This window comes from Pseudomonas sp. P8_229 (genome assembly GCF_034008635.1).
Lineage (GTDB): Bacteria > Pseudomonadota > Gammaproteobacteria > Pseudomonadales > Pseudomonadaceae > Aquipseudomonas.
The window spans coordinates 251,738-270,948 of the sequence record NZ_CP125378.1; the positions used below are offsets into that span (position 1 = coordinate 251,738).

10 protein-coding genes are annotated in these 19,211 nt (G+C 62.5%); 6 read left to right on the top strand and 4 right to left on the bottom strand.

From position 1 onward, the window contains the following. Positions 1-94: 94 nt before the first annotated feature. A complete protein-coding gene (locus QMK55_RS00935) occupies positions 95-6,508 on the bottom strand; it encodes a non-ribosomal peptide synthetase (protein ID WP_320328428.1) in 6,414 nt (2,137 codons plus the stop codon). Positions 6,509-6,996: 488 nt separating this feature from the next. Between QMK55_RS00935 and QMK55_RS00940 the strand changes: the two genes are divergently transcribed. The 4 genes from QMK55_RS00940 to QMK55_RS00955 all read left to right on the top strand — a co-directional run bounded on the left by QMK55_RS00940 (position 6,997) and on the right by QMK55_RS00955 (position 10,542). Continuing rightward, the gene (locus QMK55_RS00940; RefSeq protein WP_320328429.1) at positions 6,997-7,791 is read left to right on the top strand and encodes a helix-turn-helix transcriptional regulator; all 795 of its coding nucleotides are present in this window, start codon (positions 6,997-6,999) and stop codon (positions 7,789-7,791) included. Between the two features lie 103 nt (positions 7,792-7,894). After that, positions 7,895-9,301, top strand: a complete 1,407-nt coding sequence (locus QMK55_RS00945) for an efflux transporter outer membrane subunit (protein WP_320328430.1) — start codon at positions 7,895-7,897, stop codon at positions 9,299-9,301. Positions 9,302-9,457: 156 nt separating this feature from the next. Further along, positions 9,458-10,063, top strand: coding sequence for an SCO family protein (locus tag QMK55_RS00950; protein WP_102357144.1), 606 nt, complete (start codon positions 9,458-9,460; stop codon positions 10,061-10,063). Continuing rightward, the gene (locus QMK55_RS00955; protein ID WP_102357143.1) at positions 10,063-10,542 is read left to right on the top strand and encodes a copper chaperone PCu(A)C; all 480 of its coding nucleotides are present in this window, start codon (positions 10,063-10,065) and stop codon (positions 10,540-10,542) included. The genes QMK55_RS00950 and QMK55_RS00955 overlap by 1 nt, the downstream gene beginning before the upstream one ends. A gap of 241 nt (positions 10,543-10,783) precedes the next feature. Here QMK55_RS00955 and QMK55_RS00960 read toward each other — a convergent pair whose 3' ends face one another. Both QMK55_RS00960 and QMK55_RS00965 read right to left on the bottom strand, forming a co-directional pair. Then, on the bottom strand, positions 10,784-11,353 hold the full coding sequence (locus QMK55_RS00960; RefSeq protein ID WP_320328431.1) for a hypothetical protein: 570 nt from the start codon (positions 11,351-11,353) through the stop codon (positions 10,784-10,786). Between the two features lie 7 nt (positions 11,354-11,360). After that, positions 11,361-11,852 carry a hypothetical protein gene (locus QMK55_RS00965; RefSeq protein ID WP_320328432.1) on the bottom strand — a complete coding sequence of 164 codons (492 nt, stop codon included), beginning with the start codon at positions 11,850-11,852 and terminating at the stop codon, positions 11,361-11,363. Positions 11,853-12,185: 333 nt separating this feature from the next. Between QMK55_RS00965 and QMK55_RS00970 the strand changes: the two genes are divergently transcribed. Continuing rightward, complete coding sequence (locus QMK55_RS00970) at positions 12,186-14,396, top strand: LTA synthase family protein (RefSeq protein WP_320328433.1); 2,211 nt, start codon at positions 12,186-12,188, stop codon at positions 14,394-14,396. Positions 14,397-14,449: 53 nt separating this feature from the next. Here QMK55_RS00970 and QMK55_RS00975 read toward each other — a convergent pair whose 3' ends face one another. Beyond that, on the bottom strand, positions 14,450-16,486 hold the full coding sequence (locus QMK55_RS00975) for a TonB-dependent receptor (protein ID WP_320328434.1): 2,037 nt from the start codon (positions 16,484-16,486) through the stop codon (positions 14,450-14,452). Positions 16,487-16,822: 336 nt separating this feature from the next. Between QMK55_RS00975 and katG the strand changes: the two genes are divergently transcribed. Then, entirely contained in the window at positions 16,823-19,093 is a 2,271-nt protein-coding gene (katG, locus tag QMK55_RS00980) for a catalase/peroxidase HPI (RefSeq protein ID WP_320328435.1), read from the top strand. Positions 19,094-19,211 lie beyond the last annotated feature (118 nt).

Sequence of the window (19,211 nt, forward strand, 5' to 3'; positions counted from 1 at the left end):
GGGGACAAGCCGGCCTCCCTGCGGGTGGGCAACGCAATTCCCTGTGGGAGCAAGCCCCCTCCCACAGGGTTTGGTTTGCACAATCAGTTGCGGGTCAGAGCCGGCGTTTGCGATTGAGGCTCGGGATGGTGGTTTGCGGGATGAGCACTTGCTGCGCCTGATCGGTGGTGCTGAGTGCCAGCGCCGCCAGCGTCGGCTGGCTGAACAGCGCCCGGGCGTCGGTGTGCAGACCGCTCTGGCGCATGCGCGCCACCAGGCTCACCGCCAGCAACGAGTGCCCACCGAGTTCGAAGAAGTTGTCATGCCGCCCGACTTGTTCGACACCGAGTACTTCACCCCAGATCTGCGCCAGCGTGGCTTCGACTTCACCTTGCGGCGCGACGTAAGGCCGATTGATCACCGCGTCTGCCCCCGGTTCCGGCAGGGCTTTTCGGTCGATCTTGTCGTTCGGCGTCAGTGGCAAGGCGTCGAGTTGCACGAATGCGCCGGGCACCATGTACTCGGGCAACCGCTCCAGCACGTGGGCGCGCAAGGTCTCCAGACTGGGTTCTTCTACGCCGGAACGCACGGTGTACCAGGCCACCAGACGCTCGTCGCGCACCATCACCACCGCTTCGCGAATCGCCGAATGCTCGATCAGCCGCGCCTCGATTTCTCCGGGTTCCAGACGTAAGCCACGCAGCTTGATCTGGAAGTCGTTGCGGCCGAGGAATTCCAGCTCGCCATCGTTGGCGTAGCGCACCAGATCGCCAGTGCGGTACAGCCGATCACCGGCTACAAACGGGCTGTCGATGAAGCGTTCAGCCTGCATCTCCGGCAAACCGTGATAACCCCGCGCCACGCCGACACCACCGATGTGCAGTTGACCGCTGACGCCTTGTGGCACCGGTTGGTCGTAGGCGTCGAGCACGTACAGGCGGGTGTTGCTCAGGGCTTTGCCGACCGGCACCACGTTGTCCGGCACCGGCATGTGCGGTTCCAGCGTCCAGCCGGTGCTGTCGACCGTGGTTTCGGTCGGGCCATAGACGTTGTGCAAACGCACCCACGGCAGCCGCGCACGTACCTGACGCGCCAGCGCGGCACTGAGTTCACCGCCACCGTTGAGCACGTCGGTGAGGCTGGTGCATTGCTCGACACCCTCCTGCTCGATGAACTGCTGCAGCAATGCCGGGACGAACTTGACCACCGTCACTTGATGCTCGCGAATGGTCTGCACCACGTACGCCGAGTCACGGTTGCCATCCGGTCGCGCCAACACCAGACGCATGCCGGAACACAGCGGCCAGAAGATCTCCCACACCGAACTGTCGAAGCTGAACGGGGCTTTTTGCAGCAGCGCGCCGTGCTCGGTCGGCGGACTGAGCTGCGAACCCCAGTGCACCATGTTGCAGGCGCTGCGGTGTTCGATCATCACGCCTTTGGGCAGCCCGGTAGAACCCGAGGTGTAGATCATGTAAGCGAGGTTCGAAGCGCTCAGGCCCGGCACCTGCGGATTGCCTGCTGGCTGCTGCGCCCAACTGCCGCGATCAAGGTCGATCAGCGCCACACCCGGTTCGCCCAGCAATTGCCGCGTGGCGCCATGCACCAACAGGGCGACCGGCGCGCTGTCCTGCAACATGTAGTTGAGGCGTTCCAGCGGATAGTCCGGGTCCAGCGGCACATAGGCGCCGCCGGCCTTGAGGATGCCGAGCAGACCAACCACCAGATCCAGCCCGCGCTCGACGCAGATCGCCACTCGCGCATCCGGCTGCACACCCAGTTCACGCAAGTGATGGGCCAGACGGTTGGCGCGTTCGTTGAGTTCGCGATAACTCAGGCTGCGTTCACCGGCCTGCAGCGCGATGGCATGCGGTTTACGCCGCGCCTGGGCTTCGAACAAGGCATGCAGCGGCTGCTCCAGCGGGCAGTCGACCTCGGTGGCGTTGAACGCGCTCAGCAAGCGTTGCAACTCCTCGGGCTGCAGGATCGGCAAGCGGTTCAACGGCTGTTGCGGCGCCTGCTCCAGCGCCTGCACCAAGCCGCTCAACGCCGCTTGCATGTAACCGCAGATCCGCTGCGCGCCGATCTGCGCCACAGCCCGACCGGTGAGGCGCAAGCCGTTGCCATAATCATCCACGCTCATGGTCAGCGGATAGTTGGTGCGTTCTTCGTTGGCCAGGGTTTCGATGCCTTGCCAGGATTGCCGCGAGGGTTCCAGCAACTCCGATTCATCGCTGTGCCGGTAGTTAAGCAGCGCGCTAAACAGCGGCGACGGCGACGCCACCCCGCTGCAACGCTGGGCCAGCGCCAATGAAGCGTGTTCGTGCCCAAGCAGCGCGGTCAGCCGCGCGTGGGTCGCGCGCACGGCGTCCAGTACTCCGGCGTCGACGTCGATGCGCAGCGGCAAGCTATTGATGAACACCCCCAGTGCCCGGTCAGCGCCCTCGCCGCCCTGCATGCGCCCCATCAGCACCGTGCCGAACACCACGCGTTGCTGGCCGGACGTCGCCGCCAGCACCCGCGCCCACGCCAGATGAATCAGGCTTGCGACGCTGACACCGGCCTGGCGCGCCTGATGGCGCAAACGCTGATACACGTCTGCCGGCAGCGCCTGCTGCACTTCGTCGATGCCGCGTCCGTCGCCCTGCACTTCTTGCAGACCGAACGGCAGAGTCGGCTCGTCGATGTCCGCCAGTTGCTCGCGGAAGAATGCCTCGTGCTCCTGCTCGCTGACGCCCAGTCGCGCCTGCGCCACATAGTTGCGATACGGCACCGGCGGCGCCAGCGCCACGACGTGCCCCGACAGACTGGCCTGCAACTCGCCGCGCATCACTTCGAGGGCGATGTGGTCCATCGCCAAGTGATGGAACAGCAAAATCCCCACCACCCGGCCCAGCGCCGGATCCGGCGCATACACCAGACGCATCAACGGCGCCTGACTGACGTCGAGGCGATAACGTCGGGCGTTGAAGCGCGCGTGCAACTGCTCGAGGATCGGCCCGTCAAGCGGATCAAGTTCGACTTTCTGCAACGGCAGCAGCGCGTCGCGCCACACCACCTGCACCGGCGTGGTCAAGCCTTCCCAGACCACCGCCGTGCGCAGAATATCGTGGCGCGCCATGACCTCGCGCAGCGCCGCAGCGAAGGCCTCGACGCGCTCGCTACTGTCGAACGCCAATTGCGATTGCAGCAGGTACGGATCGCCCTGCGCGGCGGTGATGTGGTGGTAGAGAATGCCTTCCTGCAACGGCGCCAGCGGATAAATGTCCTGCACGTTGGCCGCCCCGCCCGGCACCGTGGCGACGACCCGCTCGATGTCCGCCTGCTGCAGTTGCACCAGCGGCAGCATCGTCGGAGTGATGTGCGTGCAACCGGCGACGATGCGATTGGCCGGCACCTCGATTTCGCGCCCGCTGCCGACCGAGGCGGCCAGCGCCGCGAGGGTCGGCTGACTGAACAGCACGCGCACGTCACTGCTCAAATCGAGCTGACGCATGCGCTCGATCAGAATCACCGCCAGCAACGAATGCCCGCCCAGCTCGAAGAAATGGTCGTGACGCCCGACGCGCTCGACTTGCAGCACTTCTGCCCAGATCTGCGCCAGGGCGATTTCGACCTCGCCTTGCGGCGCCTGGTATTCGCGGCGGATCAAGTCGTCCGGGCCAGGGACCGGCAGTGCCTTGCGATCCACCTTACCGTTGGCGGTCAGTGGCAGGGCCGGCAGACGCACGTAGGCGCTCGGCAGCATGGCGCTGCTCAGGCGAGTCTTCAGGTGCGCGTGCAACTGGTTGATGTCCAGCGGCGCTTGCTCGGTAAACCACGCCAACAACTGACCATCGCGCACCAGCACCACGGCCTCGCGCACCGCCGCATGGCTGGCAAGTGCGCTCTCGATTTCCCCCGGTTCGATACGCACGCCACGGATTTTCACCTGATCGTCGTTGCGCCCCAGATACTCCAAAGTGCCGTCGGTACGCCAGCGTGCGAGGTCGCCAGTTCGATACAGCCGCGCCCCCGGTTCGTTGCTGAACGGATCGCGCAGGAAGCGTTCGGCGGTCAGGTCCGTACGGTTCAGGTAACCACGAGCCACCCCGGCCCCGCCGACGTACAGCTCGCCGGTCACGCCCAGCGGCACCGGTTGTTGCTGCTCGTCGAGCAAATACACCGTGGCGTTGCTCACTGGCTTGCCGATGTGCAGCGCCTGCCCCGCGTCAATGCGCCCGGAGGTCGCCACCACCGTGGCTTCGGTCGGGCCGTAGTTGTTGATCACCGCGAACGATTGCTGGCGCGGGAACTGCCGCAGGCGATCACCACCGATCAGCAGCGTGCGCAAGGTCGGGTGATCGAGTTGGCGGTTGAACGCGTATTCGGCGATCGGGGTCGGCAGAAAACTGACGTCCAGCGGCTGCGCACGCCACCAGTCGAGCAGCGCATCGATGTCTTCGTTGCCATCGCTGGCGGGCGCCAGGTGCAGGATCGCGCCCACGCACAGCGCCGGCCAGACCTCCCAGGCCATCGCGTCAAAACCGAACCCGGCGAGGCACGAGGTATGGCTGCCGGCATTCAAGTCGAAAACGTCAGCGTGCCAATCCACCAGGTTGCACAAGGTCCGGTGCTCGACCATTACCCCTTTGGGCAGGCCGGTGGAGCCGGAGGTGTAAATCACGTAGGCGAGGTTTGCCGGGGTCAGTGCGGGCACTCTCGGCGCGCCGAGGTTGGCGGCGGACCAGGTCTGGCGATCAAGCTCGATCACCGGCACCGACAACGCTGGCAGATGCCCGCGTAACGCACTCTGGGTCAGCACTGCCAGCGGCGCGCTGTCGTCCAGCAGATAGCTCAGGCGCTCGGTCGGATGCGCCGGGTCGAGTGGCACATACGCGGCGCCGGCCTTGAGAATCGCCAGCAGCCCGACCAGCGTGTCGAGACCGCGCCGGGCGACGATTGCCACCCGGTCATCCGGGCGCACACCGAGATCGAGCAGATGATGAGCGAGTGCGTTGGCGCGCTGATTGAGCTCGGCATAGGTCAGGCATTTCCCTTGCTGAACCGCCGCCAGCGCCTGCGGCCGTTGCAGCGCTTGAGCCTCGATTCGCTGCTGAATCGTGGTCACGCTCGGGTAGTCCACCCGCGTCGCATTCCACTGTTGCAGCAGCGCGACTTCTTCAGGCGTGCTCAGGCTGAACGCCGTTATCGGCAGGTTCACCGCCTCCAGTCCTTGTTCCAGGATCAGCAGCCAGCGTTCGGCCAGCACCTTGACTTCATCGGCACTGAAATACGCCTCGCTGTAAATCAGGTACAGACGCGCGTCGTCGTTGGCCAGATTACTCAGCAGGTGCACCGCCAGCGGCGTCGCCTCTTCCACGTTCGAGACCTTGGTGACCCGCGCCAGCGCCTCGCCGTAGCGGTAATCGTGGGTGTCCTGCTCGTAGGAAACGGTCAGTTCGAACAGTTGCGAGCGGTCCTCGCGCAGCAGGCCCAGGGCACGGTTCATCTCGCTCAAGGGGAAGCGCTGATGGCGGAAATCCTTTTTCAGTTCATCACGGATTGCCCTGATCAGCTCACCGAAGGTCTGTTCACGGCCAAAGCCCATGCGCACCGGGCTGATTTGCGCGAACAGCCCGAGGGTGGATTTGAACCGTGCACCGGAGCGGTTGAGGATCGGCAGCCCCACCACCCATTCGTCACGCTGCGCGGTGCGGCTGAAGTACACGTGCAGCGCTGCCAGCAGAACATGGAACGCCGAGGCAGCAAACTCCCGGGCCACCTGCTTCATGCGCTGGTGCAGCAGTGCCGGCAGGGGCTGCGCAAAAACCTGCGTCTGCGCATCAGCACCGGCCAGACTCTGTTGATGGCGCGGTAGCAGCAACGGCTCGGGCAATTGTCGGTATTTGTCCAGCCAGTAGGCACGGTCCAGCGCATAACGGGGCGAGCCGTGATAGCGCGCATTGTCTTCGATGAAGTCAATGTACGACGGCGCCGAAGCCGGTGCGGGCTGACCGTGCGCCAGGGCGTTATAGATCTCGTCCAGTGACTTGAGCATCTCGCCAAAGCTCCAGCCATCGACAATCAAGTGATGGGCCAGAATCGACAGCCAATGCCGCTGCTCGTCGAGGCGGATCAGCAGAAAACGGAACAAGGGATCGCCGTCCAGCACGAAGGGCTGATCGATACGCTGCTGAATCAATGCCCGCGCTGCCGACTCCGGGTCGGCGTGCGCCGACACATCATGAATCGGCATCGGCGCCGGCAATGCGTGGGCAAACCGCTGCAAAGACAGGCCATCGACACCGGCGCCCGGCAACAGGATCGTACGCATGGCGTCATGCCGGGCCACCAGACCTTCGAGGGCCGCCTGCATACATGCCGGATCCAGTGGGCCGATCAGGTCCATATACCCGCCGATGTTGTACAACGGCGAATCGCCGCGACTCAGCTGATCCAGCCAGATGTCCAACTGCGCAGCAGTCAGCGGATACGTCTGGAGCGATGCGGACGGGGTGTCCACCGTCGGGGCAGAAATAGACGGCATAAGATCCTTCTCATGTGATTTTGCGCCTATTCAAGCATCGGCCCCGGCGCCGACGTGACACGTGAAACCCGGACAACCCGGCCCCCTGCGCAGGCCTGTCAGCACCTGCCGCACCTAAATACGTCGGAAGTTTGTAAAAGTTCGGAGAGGAAACACTGAAAAATTTGTAGGAAAAATGCCACACGCCAGCGCTGCCATCGACCTGCGCAGAGCGCCCACAACAACATGACGCCCCCGGTTTTCAGGGCTTTGGCGTGACCAAACAGTCACACAAACCCCGTCACCTGTACCAAACACCGTCAGAAGCCCGGCGCCAACTTTCAGAAATGATGGCACTTTGTGTCCCCGGTTTCCCCTACAGACGCAGGGCAAAACCATAGGCTTAAATCCCGCCCCAGATCAGTTTCAAGGAAAGGCGATTGCGTGGGCGGCTTTTGCATAAACAGCGGACGACTCGGTGATGACTCGGAACCAGGGATGACAAGGATATGAATCTGACCGGCAGCATTCGCAACATGGAAAACCCGCATTTCTACTGGCAACTGGGCGAACTGATTGCCAGCACCGGCGACGATCATTTCGCCAGCAACCTGTTCCAGTTGGTCGACACGCTGGTGCCGGTCAATCGGGTCGATCTCAGCGAATGGACGCTGGACGAACGCCAGGCCAGCGTGGTCGAGATCAAGGCGCTGGGCAGCGCAGGCCTGCCGCAGACCTTCCCACCGCCGGATCCTTTGCAGCGCCCGGACGATCATCCGTTGTTGCAAAAGATGATCGAGATGAATGACTCACTGCTGATTCAACTCAAAGCGTCGCTCCAGCCCCGACATCCGCAGCACAGCGTGCACCAGTGCAATCTGGTGTCTCGCACCTCCAACCGCCGCTGTGTCATCTCGTTCTATCGACCGCATACGCAACGGGTGTTTTCCCTGCCGGAGCTGTCGTTTCTCAAAAGCCTGTCCGACACCCTGCTGCCACTGATCGAGCGCCACGCACACCTCAGTCGGCAGATCATCACCAAGCAGCCGCGCCTGCCATTGGCCGACCTGGAGCAGGCGCCATTGCAGCAGGTGTTCGATGAGCGTCTGGCGCTGGGCGGCATCGTCCTGTCGGCCCGGGAAAAGGAAGTCTGCCTAGGGCTGCTGACTGGCGGCACCGTGCCGCAACTGGCCGAGAAGTTGCGGGTCAAGAGCAGTTCGGTCGAGACCTACCTCAAGCGTGCGACCGCCAAACTCGGGGTCAGCGGGCGGCATGGCCTGGCGCGGTGGATGGCCGGGGCCTGATCGAAAAAACCCTTGATCAACATTTTCCAATGGGGTGAGGGATTCAGTGCCCTGACCCGACGGTGCCGACACCGGCACGCCTTTTTCTGCATGAGAACGTTCGATGTTGCGCACCTCCCTGTTGTCCTTGGCCGTCCTGCTGGCCGGTTGCTCGTTGGTTCCCGAATACCAGCGCCCTGCCTCGCCGAGCGCTGCGCAGTATCCGCAAGGCAGGGTTTACCCGGCACAGACACTGGCGCCAACGCGCACCGAAGACTGGCGCACGCTGTTCAACGACCCGGCGCTGCAACAGTTGATCGAAAGCGCGTTGGTGAACAATCGCGACCTGCGGGTGGCGGCGCTGAACGTCGAGGCGTTTCAGGCGCAGTACCGGATCCAGCGCGCCGACCTGCTGCCGGCGCTGTCGGCCAATGCCAGCGAATCACGCCAGCGCCTGCCGCCCAGCGTGACCCGCAGCAAAGCCATGATCAACTCGACCTACGCGGTGAACCTGGGCGTCAGCGCCTATGAACTGGATTTCTTCGGCCGGGTGCGCAGCCTCAGCGAGCAGGCGCTGCAGACCTGGCTGGCGACCGAACAGGCGCGGCGCAGCGCCGAGCTGAGCCTGGTGGCCAACGTCGCCAACGCCTACCTGACCTGGCGCGCCGATCAGGAGCTGCTCGAACTGACCCGCCAGACCCTCACCGCCGATGAACAGAGCCTGCGCCTGACCACCCGCAACCGTGACGCCGGCAAGTCCTCGGCGCTGGAACAGGCGCAGGCCAAGACCAGCGTCGACAGTTCGCGAGCCAATCTGGCGCGCTATCAGCGCCAAGTGGCACAGGACCTGAACAGCCTGACGCTGCTGGTCGGCACTCAGGTTCCCGCGACGTTGCCCGCGCAACCGCTGTCCAGCGATCTGCTGCAACAACTGCCGGCCGGGCTGCCGTCGGACCTGCTGCAACGGCGCCCGGACATTCTTCAGGCCGAGTACAAACTCAAGGCCGCCAATGCCAATATCGGCGCGGCGCGGGCGGCGTTTTTCCCCAGTGTCAGCCTGACCGCGAACGCCGGCACCTCCAGCCGCGATCTCTCCGGGCTGTTCAGCGCCGGCTCCGGTGCCTGGACTTTCCAGCCGCAAATCAACCTGCCGATTTTCAATGCCGGCAGCCTGCGCGCGAGCCTGGATTATTCGAAACTGCAAAAAGACGTGGCCGTCGCCGAATACGAGAAATCGATTCAGACCGCATTCCAGGAAGTCGCCGACGGCCTTGCCGCTCGAGGCACCTATCAGCAACAACTGCAGGCGCAGCGCGACCTGGTGCAAGCCACGCAGGACTACTACAACCTGGCGCAACACCGTTACCAGAACGGCGTCGACAGCAGCCTGACGTTTCTCGACGCACAGCGTTCACTGTTCAGTTCGCAACAGGGTTTGATCACAGATCGGCTGGCGCAACTGGTCGCCGAGGTCAACCTGTACACCGCGCTGGGCGGCGGCTGGCGGGCCGATGAGACTCGCGCGCAGTAGTCACTCGTCACTTTTTCTTACACCTTTTGTCGCCCGATCCTACGCTGCGCGGCGATCCGCGGCCGGCGGTTGCCTGCAGTTTGGTATCATGCGCCGCTTTTACGGTTAACCCCCCGCCAGTCCTGCCGACTGACGGGCTGCAAAAGGCGGTATTAGATGACGGCTTTGTTGACTCGCCGCAAGGTGCTTGCGGGAATGGGCGTGCTGGGCCTGGGCCTGCTCGCCGGCTGCGACACCCGTGGCCAACTGTCGTACAAGTACGGCAAGGACCTGAGTGACAAGATCCTCGGACGCACCTTCAAACTGAAGAACACCGACGGCGAAACCATGACGCTGTCGAGCTTCCGCGGCCTGATGCCGATGATCTTCTTCGGCTTCACCCAATGCCCGGCGGTGTGCCCGACCACCCTCGCCCGCGCGGCGCAAATCAAGAAACTGATGGGCAAGGACGGCGACCGTCTGCAGGTGATCTTCATCACCCTGGACCCGGAGCGCGACACGCCGCAAATCCTCGACGCGTATGTAAAAGCCTTCGACCCGAGCTTCGTCGCGCTGTACGGCACGCTGGAAGAAACCAAGGCCACGGCCAAGGAATTCGACGTGTTCTACGAGAAGGTTCCAGCGGGCGACACTTACACCATCTCCCACACGTCCACCAGTTACGTCTACGACTCGCGCGGCCAACTGCGCATGGGTCTGTCTGTATCGCTTTCGGCACAAGAGTGCACGGAAGATTTGCTCACCGTTATGGAGGTCTGCTGATGCACCCCGTTCTGAACAACATCAAACGCGCCGTTTTCGGTCTGTCCCTGCTGGGCCTGGCATTTCAAGTCTCGGCCCAGACCAAGGTCGACGACGCCTGGGTGCGTGCGACCGTGCCGACCCAATCGGCCAGCGGCGCGTTCATGACCGTCACCGCCGACAGCGACAGCAAACTGCTGAGCGTTGCCTCGCCAGTGGCCAAAGATGTGCAGATCCACGAAATGTCGATGAAGAACGACGTGATGAGCATGGGCCCGGTCAAATCGGTCGACTTGCCGGCCGGCAAAGCCGTCAAGTTCGACCCGAACGGCTACCACGTGATGCTGATGGGCCTGAACGGCCAGCTCAAGGAAGGCGAAAGCGTACCGCTGACCCTGACCGTGGAAAACGCCAAGGGCGAGAAAGAAACCGTTGAAGTGAAAGCCGAAGTCCGTTCGCTGACGCACATGGAAGGTCACGATCACAGCAAGATGCATTGATCTGACTTTGCGGCAATAAAAAAGGGGCGGCCTGATCGATGATCAGGTCGCCCCTTTTTTTGCGCGTTACACGTCTCGCGCAATCGCGCGGGTAATCTTGTGTCTGGCCGCCTGGACGTTGCCCGGTTTTTCAATGTGCGCCAGCAGAGCAGGCATCACTCGATCCTGCCATCGAGAAGTGAACGCAGCCGCTATGTTCATTAATGAGTCGTCGGCGAATAACTGTCCCACTTCCCGTCGTTCAAAGATGTCGCGCCAGCAACCGCGTGATCCTGCGCCGAGTCACTTCACGCACATAACGCTTGCTCAATTTCTCCAGGTGCAGATCCAGGCCACTGACCAGAAGCATTTTGCGTTTGGCGCTCTCGGCTTTCAGCAGGTAGTAAACGACAAAGCCCGCAGACGCGCCCCACCAATCGAAGTAAGCCCCCGCCACTGCGGAAGTCGCCAGGCAGGCAATAAACGGGAGGATGATTCGGCTGCGAGGAAAGAATTCTTGGTGAAGTACTTTCCCCTCCGACAGCGGCGTGAGTCGGCCCTCGCAGTGGTTGAACACACAGATCGCGCTCCTGAGCTCGCCGCCTGGCACGCTGCCGTAGAGCACCGATATCTCATGGCCCCGCTTGACCTGCAGGTCCTTGTCGAACAGATCCAGCGGCAGGTCACCCTGTGCAGTCCTGACCCAATATCGATCCTGACGCCCGCCGGCAGGCATCATAAACCGCTCATGGCGAACCATCGTTCCTTTGAAATCAGCGAACTCGACGACAACCTTTCCACTCTTGAACGCTCGCATGGCTAATTCTGGCATGTCGTCATCAATGCTTTCGAGCCAATGCGTCACGCACACTTTGCCGAGACATCCCCGAGTTGGAACGTGGCACGGCTTGATCCACTCTCGGCTGTGCCAGCAATTTCTTGCGCTCTGCCACCTGGCGCCAGTGGTAGCCGAAATATCCGGCTGCAACGACAAACCCCAGCCAACCGAAAACCGAACCCACGAAAAACCACAGCCCAAGGGTGATCAGCACGGTTTTCCAGGTGAACAACTTCAGGCTGTCATCGACCGGCACCGTTTCAACCGGCGTCTGTTGCGCCACTGGAATCTGCTGCACCCCATCCAGATCAAAGCGCAGAGCGAAATCCGCACCGGGCACCTGGATGTCTATTTGATTGCCTTCAGTGGTATGCACCCGAACCTCGCCATTGACCACCGACACCGAGCTGAAACTGATCTGGGTTTCATGGTGAATCTCGCCGTTGACCACGGTCACGACCGTTCGTTGTTGGCCATTGGGGGGCGCGCGCATGTCGATTCCTTGAGAGTTCCACGCCGGGCGACGTGCAAAGGGAAAATCCGTTGGGCTCGAATGCTACTGAGTGGCCATAACGTTGTCCAGAAATGCGGCCAGCGTGGGCCTGCAACTGGGAACCTTAAACAGCCTGAAACAATAAATCCGCCGCCGAGATCACCCCGTCCACTCGCTGCTATCGGGCTGACACGAACGCGGGGCATGGCTTCAAGGCCTGCGCCGCGCTCGCGCGAGCAGATCAGCCCTGAGTTTAAAAGGGCGATCAGACAGCCCACCCTTGGTATCATCGCGCACACTTTTATGACGGTTTGATGGCTGGAAGGTCTTTTTGTGAGCGTTCTTTTTCGTTGGTTGCGGCAGCCGCAGGCCCGCCTCTTTTCCCTGATTCTGCTGGTACTGATCGTACCGGTGTGCCTGCGCGCGGTGCTGGGCTGGTCGTCGCCGCTGGGTTATTTGTCCGATCTGGCGATTGGCAGCCTGCTGCTGGTGTTGCTGCATCGCCGTGCCTGGTGGCTGGCGTTGCCGTTGTTGCTGTTCTGGGGGCTGCTGGCGGTGGCAACGGCCGAGCTGGTCAGCGCGGTCGGCCGACTGCCGAACCCTGCCGACCTGCATTACCTGATTGACCCGCAGTTCGTGGAAAACTCCACCGGGGGCGGCCTTGCCCATCCTGCCGTGGGCATCATTCTGGGACTGGCGCTGATCATTTGGTTAGCGACCCGTTTCGCCAATCGCAGCCAAACCGCGCCTGCCCTGTCCCGTGCGGTGTGGGCTGCACCGGCGCTGTTGTTCGCCGCGCACTGGGGCGTGCAAACCCTGTGGCCGAACGATCAGGACCCGTGGCGCCTGTACAACCTGCCGCACCAGTTGCTCGCCACGCAGGTGGCCGACTTGCAGTTGCAGGCCGAGGAATGGCTGGACGCTGACGTCGAAGAAGCCGCGCCGCAGATGACCGGGCTGACCGATCTGGACCTCAACGGACACAAGCTGCTGGCCGGGCCGGGGCAGGCGCGCAACGTGCTGATCATTACTCTGGAAGGCATTCCCGGCGCCTACATCCGCGCCAACCGCGAGGCGATCGGCAGCCATTATCAGGAAGACCTGATGCCCAATCTCAGCCGCTGGGCCGAGCGCGGCATGAACACTCCCGATTACGTGCTGCATACCCACCAGACCATTCGCGGCCTGTACGCCATGCTCTGTGGCGATTACGACAAACTCAACAACGGCACGCCCAAAGGCGTGGAAATGCTCACCCAGCACGAACGCAATCAGGCGTGCCTGCCGGCGCAGCTGCGGCAGAACGGTTTCAGCACCCACTACCTGCAAGGCGCCGGTCTGCGCTTCATGGCCAAAGACAAGATCATGCCGCACATCGGTTTCGATGCGACCCATGGCCTGGAATGGTTCACCAACGCCAACTACCTGGAGTTCCCGTGGGGCAAGGATGACAAGGCGTTCTTCGAAGGTGCGCTGGATTACGTCGGCCAACTGAAGCAGCAGAAGCAACCGTGGATGCTCACCCTGCTGACCGTCGGCACGCACCAGCCCTACTCCGCACCGGAGCAATACCTGGAGCGCTACGACACGCCGAAGCAAGCCGCCGTCGGTTATCTCGACGATGCGCTGGAGCAGTTCCTCAGCGGTCTCGAACGCCAGGGCGTGCTCAAGGACACGCTGGTGGTGATCACCTCGGATGAATCCCACGGCATCGATGGCGTTCGCCTGGCGTCGTCCTGGGGCTTCAACCTGACGCTGGCGCCGGAACACGAACAGCTGCCGCGGCTGAACGCCGGGGTCTACGGTCATGTCGACCTGAGCGCGTCGATCCTCGACTATTTCGACTTGCCGGTGCCGTCGGCGTTGAGCGGCCGTTCGCTGTTTCGCGACTATGACAGCGGGCGCGAAATCATGTCCTACACCAACGGCAAGATGCGCTATCACAATGGCCAGGGGATTTTCTCCGAGTGCGACATGCCGCGCCGTTGCCGCTACTACGAAAGTGCCGGGTTCATCGCCGACAGCGCCACCTTCAAGGGCAACGAAAGCAGCCAGCAGGCCCGGCAGATTGCCGCGCGCGCCATGGCGCTGGACCTGTCGCTGCTGCGCACGCCGCTCAATCAGCGCTATCAGTTCGGCAGCAACAACGTGATCCCGCTGCAGGCGCAGATCAACGATGACTGGGCCGACAACCTGATCGGCGCGCAATACCTGGAAATGCCCAAGGGCTCACACACCCGCGTGCGCCTGACCGTGCGTTCGGTGGATCCGCAGCAGGCAGCGTACATTCAGCTCAAGGCCAAGGAGTTCGAACAGGACGTGCAACTGGGCCTGCCGACCGAGATGGTCGCCACGGCGGACCAGCCGCTGGAGATGGATTTCAGTTTCGACAACCCGAAACAGCGCAAGGCCTTCTCGTTCCACTTGCTGGGTTATGGGCTGGGGGCGGTCGAGGTCACGGATTTCAGTGTGATCACTGAATTGCCGGGACAGGAAGATCCACTCGATGCTCTGCCGGACGACGACACCGCGCAATCGAGTTGAGGACATTGCCCGCGTCACGCGACAGGCGTGACGCGGGCAAATGCAGCGTCAAATCAGAACGTGGTGCGCAACCCCACCTGAATGCTGCGCCCTTCGGCCGGCGCAATGTCGCGCAGGATCGAACTGGCGTAACGCACGGTCTGGTTGGTCAGGTTCTCGGCGTTGACGAAGGCCAGCCATTTGCTCTGGCCGACATCAAAGTGATAACCCACGTTGGCGCCCAGTGTGGTGTAACCATCGGTGCTGCTTTCGTTGGCCGGTACACGATGCTGCGAGCTGGCGTGCTCGATATCGATCCGCGCCTGCCAGCGATCCAGTTCCCACAGCAGACCGCTGTTCAAGCGCAGCGGCGCGATGCGCGGCAGGTCTTGGCCGTTGTCGAGGTTCTTCGCCCGGGTGTAGTCGCCTGACAGCTCCAGGGCAAACTTGCCGTAGGCGTTTTCGCCAAGCGTCCAGCGATCCTGCGCTTCGATGCCGCTGAAGCGTGCGCGCACACCCGAGTAGGTGTATTCGGGAATGCCGCCGGCGTCCTCTTCCCCTTCGTCGTTCAGCGTGCGGCCAGTGCCGAGCAGGCCGATGTAATTGGAGAAGTGGCTGTAGAATACGCCGACGCTGCCCTTGTGCGTGCCGTTGTCGAAACGCAATGCCAGGTCGCTGGACACGGCTTTTTCTTTCGACAGCCCGGCGTCACCGACTTCATAGGTGCCGGTCGCGACGTGCGCGCCGTTGGCGTACAACTCGTAGAACGTCGGCGCGCGTTCGGTGTAGCCCAGTGTCGCGGCGACCGACCAGATCGGCGTCAGCGTGTACACCGCACCAGACGACAGACTGCCGGCGGTGAAACTGCTGGAGCGGTCGGCGTTGGCAAAACGCTCGTTGCCTTTTGCATCCGGATCGACCGTGGTGTGTTCCAGTCGTCCGCCGAGGGTGAACAGCAGTCGCTCGGTGGCCTGTAATTCTTCGAGAATGAACAGTGCACCGGCATCGGTATCGGTGTGCGGCACGAACGCCTCTTCGCCCAAGGCCGAGAATTCGTTACGGCTGACCTGGGCGCCGATCACCCCGTTGAACGGCCCCAGTGGCTGGTGCCGAGCCTCGACCCGTGCTTCGTAACCTTTGTTCTTGAAGGTGGTACCGACTTCGCCGCCCTCGATTTCCCGGTGCTCATAATCGGTGTAGCCCGCGTCGAGTTTGACCGAGCTGAACAGGCCGTCGAGGTTGCGGATTTCCGTGGCGAACGCGTAGTGCTCCTGCTGCATGCGGATGCGCACGTCGTCTTCGGCGGGTGAGCCGTAGTTCGAATCGTAATTGCTGTAGGACAGACCGGCGTAACCGTCATCCCAGGTGTAGGAACCGCCGATTGCGCCACCGTCCTGACGCCCGTCGCTGTTGGCCAGCCGATGCTTGCGCGAATCACCGTCGTCGTTGGCCCGCGCGGCGCCGGTCTTGGCGTAACCGGGAATCTTCAGGTCATTGAACTCACGGGCGCTGGCATCCAGGTGCAAGGCAAACTGACCGTTGCCGGCCTCCAGTTTCCCTGCGCTGCTGCGAGTCGTGTCTGCACCGCCGTAACGCAGCTCGCCAGCGCCGTGGATGCCGTCGATGGCCTCGGTGGGAATGCGATTATCGAACGTGTTGACCACCCCGCCGATCGCGCTGCCGCCGTACAGCAACGCCGCCGGACCACGGACGATTTCAACACGCTCGACGTTGACCGGGTCCAGCGGCACCGCGTGATCGTACGACAGCGACGATGCATCGAGCGCGCCGACGCCGTTACGCAGAATGCGAATGCGGTCACCGTCCTGACCGCGAATGATCGGCCGACTCGCGCCCGGGCCGAAGTACGAGGAGGATACGCCAGGCTGCTTGTTCAGGGTCTCACCGAGGCTGCCCTTCTGCTGGAACGTGAGGTCGTCGCCACTGAGGACGGTCGAGGGCGATGCCAGGGTCTGGTTGCCCAGCGGATTGCCGGTGATGACTTGCGGTTGCAACTCGAGCGGTTCGGCGGCGAACACCGGTGAGGTAAGCAGCAGCGCGGCGGCCAGAGGAGTCAGGCGTCGTTGAAGGGGCTGGGAACGGGCAGGCATTTCAGAACTTCCGTGAGCAGAAAAGTAAGAATCGCTACCGGCGTTTTGCTAATGACGCCGGCAGAAACAGAATGAAATCTTTTTTATGTTATACAATAACATTTCTTTCTGTCATCCCGACTCTCGCAATTTGTTTTGCAGCAAGCGCTCAAGGACGCGGATCTGCAGCTTTGCTCTGAGGGCTTGGCTGCCTGCACAACGGCATGAAGTCGCTGAAAGACTGCGGCTATCGGCCTCCAATAGTCGGCCTATTAGCTGACTGCCCGAGTCGGGTCTAGCCTTACTAGTCCGAAGTCGGCACGAGCCGGCCATAGAAGACCTGATAAGGACCCGAACATGGCAAACGAATCGAAATGCCCGTTCAACCACGCCGCCGGTGGTGGTACGACGAACCGTGACTGGTGGCCGAATCAACTGAACCTGAAGATCCTCAGCCAGCACTCGCCCAAGTCCGATCCACTGGGCAAGGACTTCGACTACGCCAAAGCCTTCAAGAGCCTCGACTTCCAGGCGCTGAAACAAGACCTGCGCGCGCTCATGACCGACTCCCAGGACTGGTGGCCAGCCGACTTCGGCCACTACGGCCCACTGTTCATCCGCATGGCCTGGCACAGCGCCGGCACCTATCGAACCGCCGATGGCCGCGGTGGTGCAGGTTCCGGGCAACAGCGTTTTGCCCCGCTGAACAGCTGGCCGGACAACGTCAGCCTCGACAAGGCCCGCCGCCTGCTGTGGCCGATCAAGCAGAAGTATGGGCAAAACATTTCCTGGGCCGACCTGATCGTGCTCACCGGCAACGTCGCGCTGGAATCGATGGGCTTCAAGACCTTCGGCTTCTCCGGTGGCCGTCCTGATGTGTGGGAACCGGATGAAGACGTGTACTGGGGTTCGGAACACGAATGGCTCGGCGGCGACAGCCGTTATGGCAAAGACAAGGCCGCCATGCAGGAACCCGGTGACGGCACGCTGGTGGCCGAACCGGATTTGCACGGCAAAGAGCAAAGCCGTACCGATCAGGGCGAACGCAATCTGGAAAACCCGTTGGCCGCCGTGCAGATGGGCCTGATTTATGTGAACCCGGAAGGCCCTGAAGGCAACCCCGATCCGGTCGCTTCGGGTCGCGACATCCGCGAAACCTTCGGCCGCATGGCCATGAACGACGAAGAAACCGTGGCCCTGATCGCCGGCGGTCACGCCTTCGGCAAGACTCACGGTGCCGGCCCTGCCGACAACGTCGGGCCTGAGCCGGAAGCGGCCGGACTGGAAGAACAAGGCCTCGGCTGGCGCAACGCATTCGGCACCGGCAAGGGCGCCGATACGATCACCAGCGGCCTGGAAGTGACTTGGACCACCACCCCGACCCAGTGGAGCAACAACTACCTGGAAAATCTGTTCGGCTTCGAGTGGGAACTGTTCAAGAGCCCGGCCGGTGCGCACCAGTGGAAACCGAAAAACGGCGCCGGGGCTGGCACCGTTCCGCATGCGCATGATCGGAGCAAGAAACTCTCGCCGACCATGCTCACCTCCGACCTGGCGCTGCGCTTCGACCCGATCTACGAGCCGATCGCCCGACGCTTTCTGGCCAATCCGGATCAACTGGCGGACGCCTTCGCCCGCGCCTGGTACAAACTGATCCACCGCGACATGGGCCCGCTGTCACGCTACCTCGGCCCGGAATTGCCCAACGAGGAACTGCTGTGGCAGGACCCGATTCCTGACGCCTCTCACCCGCTGATCGACAGCAACGATGCGCAGGCGCTGAAAAGCAAAGTGCTGGCGTCCGGCCTCTCGGTGTCGCAACTGGTGTCCACCGCGTGGGCGGCAGCATCGACGTTCCGCGGTTCAGACAAGCGTGGTGGCGCCAACGGTGGCCGTCTGCGTCTGGCCCCGCAGAAGTTCTGGCAGGCCAACCAGCCAGAGCAACTGGACAAGGTGCTGAAGACCCTCGAAGGCATTCAGAACGAATTCAACGCAGGCTCATCCGGCAAAAAAGTCTCGCTGGCGGACCTGATCGTGCTGGCGGGTAACGCCGGGGTCGAGCAAGCAGCGAAAAACGCCGGGCACTCGGTGTCGGTGCCGTTCAATCCAGGACGCACGGACGCGACTCAGGAGCAAACCGACGTCGAGTCGTTTGGTTTCCTCGAGCCGATTGCCGATGGTTTCCGCAACTACAGCAAGGGCAAATACACCGTTTCCGCCGAAGCGCTGCTGATCGACAAGGCGCAACTGCTGACTCTCTCCGCGCCGGAAATGACCGTACTGTTGGGTGGTCTGCGGGTATTGGGGGGCAACGTCGGGCAAAGCCGGCATGGCGTGTTCACCTCTCGCACGGAAGCGCTGACCAACGACTTCTTCACCAACCTGCTGGACATGGGCGTGGAGTGGAAACCAACCTCACGGGCAGCGGACGAGTTCGAAGGACGCGACCGCAAAACCGGCAGCGTGAAGTGGACGGCGACGCGAGTCGATCTGGTGTTTGGTTCCAACGCGATACTGCGCGCGCTGGCCGAGGTGTATGCCAGTTCGGATGCCAAAGAGCAGTTCGTGAAGGACTTCGTGGCAGCCTGGACGAAGGTGACAAACCTGGATCGGTTTGACCTGAAGTAGCTGACTAGACGCAACCCCTGTAGGAGTGAGCCTGCTCGCGATTGCGGTACATCAGATGACATCTCTGTGTCTGATTCACCGCAATCGCGAACAGGCTCCCCCCTGCAAAAGATCTGTG

Bases quoted from the DNA above. Each gene is read 5' to 3' on its own strand.
- QMK55_RS00935 (WP_320328428.1), bottom strand. From the start codon at position 6,508: ATGCCGTCTATTTCTGCCCCGACGGTGGACACCCCGTCCGCATCGCTC.
- QMK55_RS00940 (WP_320328429.1), top strand. From the start codon at position 6,997: ATGAATCTGACCGGCAGCATTCGCAACATGGAAAACCCGCATTTCTAC.
- QMK55_RS00945 (WP_320328430.1), top strand. From the start codon at position 7,895: ATGTTGCGCACCTCCCTGTTGTCCTTGGCCGTCCTGCTGGCCGGTTGC.
- QMK55_RS00950 (WP_102357144.1), top strand. From the start codon at position 9,458: ATGACGGCTTTGTTGACTCGCCGCAAGGTGCTTGCGGGAATGGGCGTG.
- QMK55_RS00955 (WP_102357143.1), top strand. From the start codon at position 10,063: ATGCACCCCGTTCTGAACAACATCAAACGCGCCGTTTTCGGTCTGTCC.
- QMK55_RS00960 (WP_320328431.1), bottom strand. From the start codon at position 11,353: ATGCCAGAATTAGCCATGCGAGCGTTCAAGAGTGGAAAGGTTGTCGTC.
- QMK55_RS00965 (WP_320328432.1), bottom strand. From the start codon at position 11,852: ATGCGCGCGCCCCCCAATGGCCAACAACGAACGGTCGTGACCGTGGTC.
- QMK55_RS00975 (WP_320328434.1), bottom strand. From the start codon at position 16,486: ATGCCTGCCCGTTCCCAGCCCCTTCAACGACGCCTGACTCCTCTGGCC.
- katG (WP_320328435.1), top strand. From the start codon at position 16,823: ATGGCAAACGAATCGAAATGCCCGTTCAACCACGCCGCCGGTGGTGGT.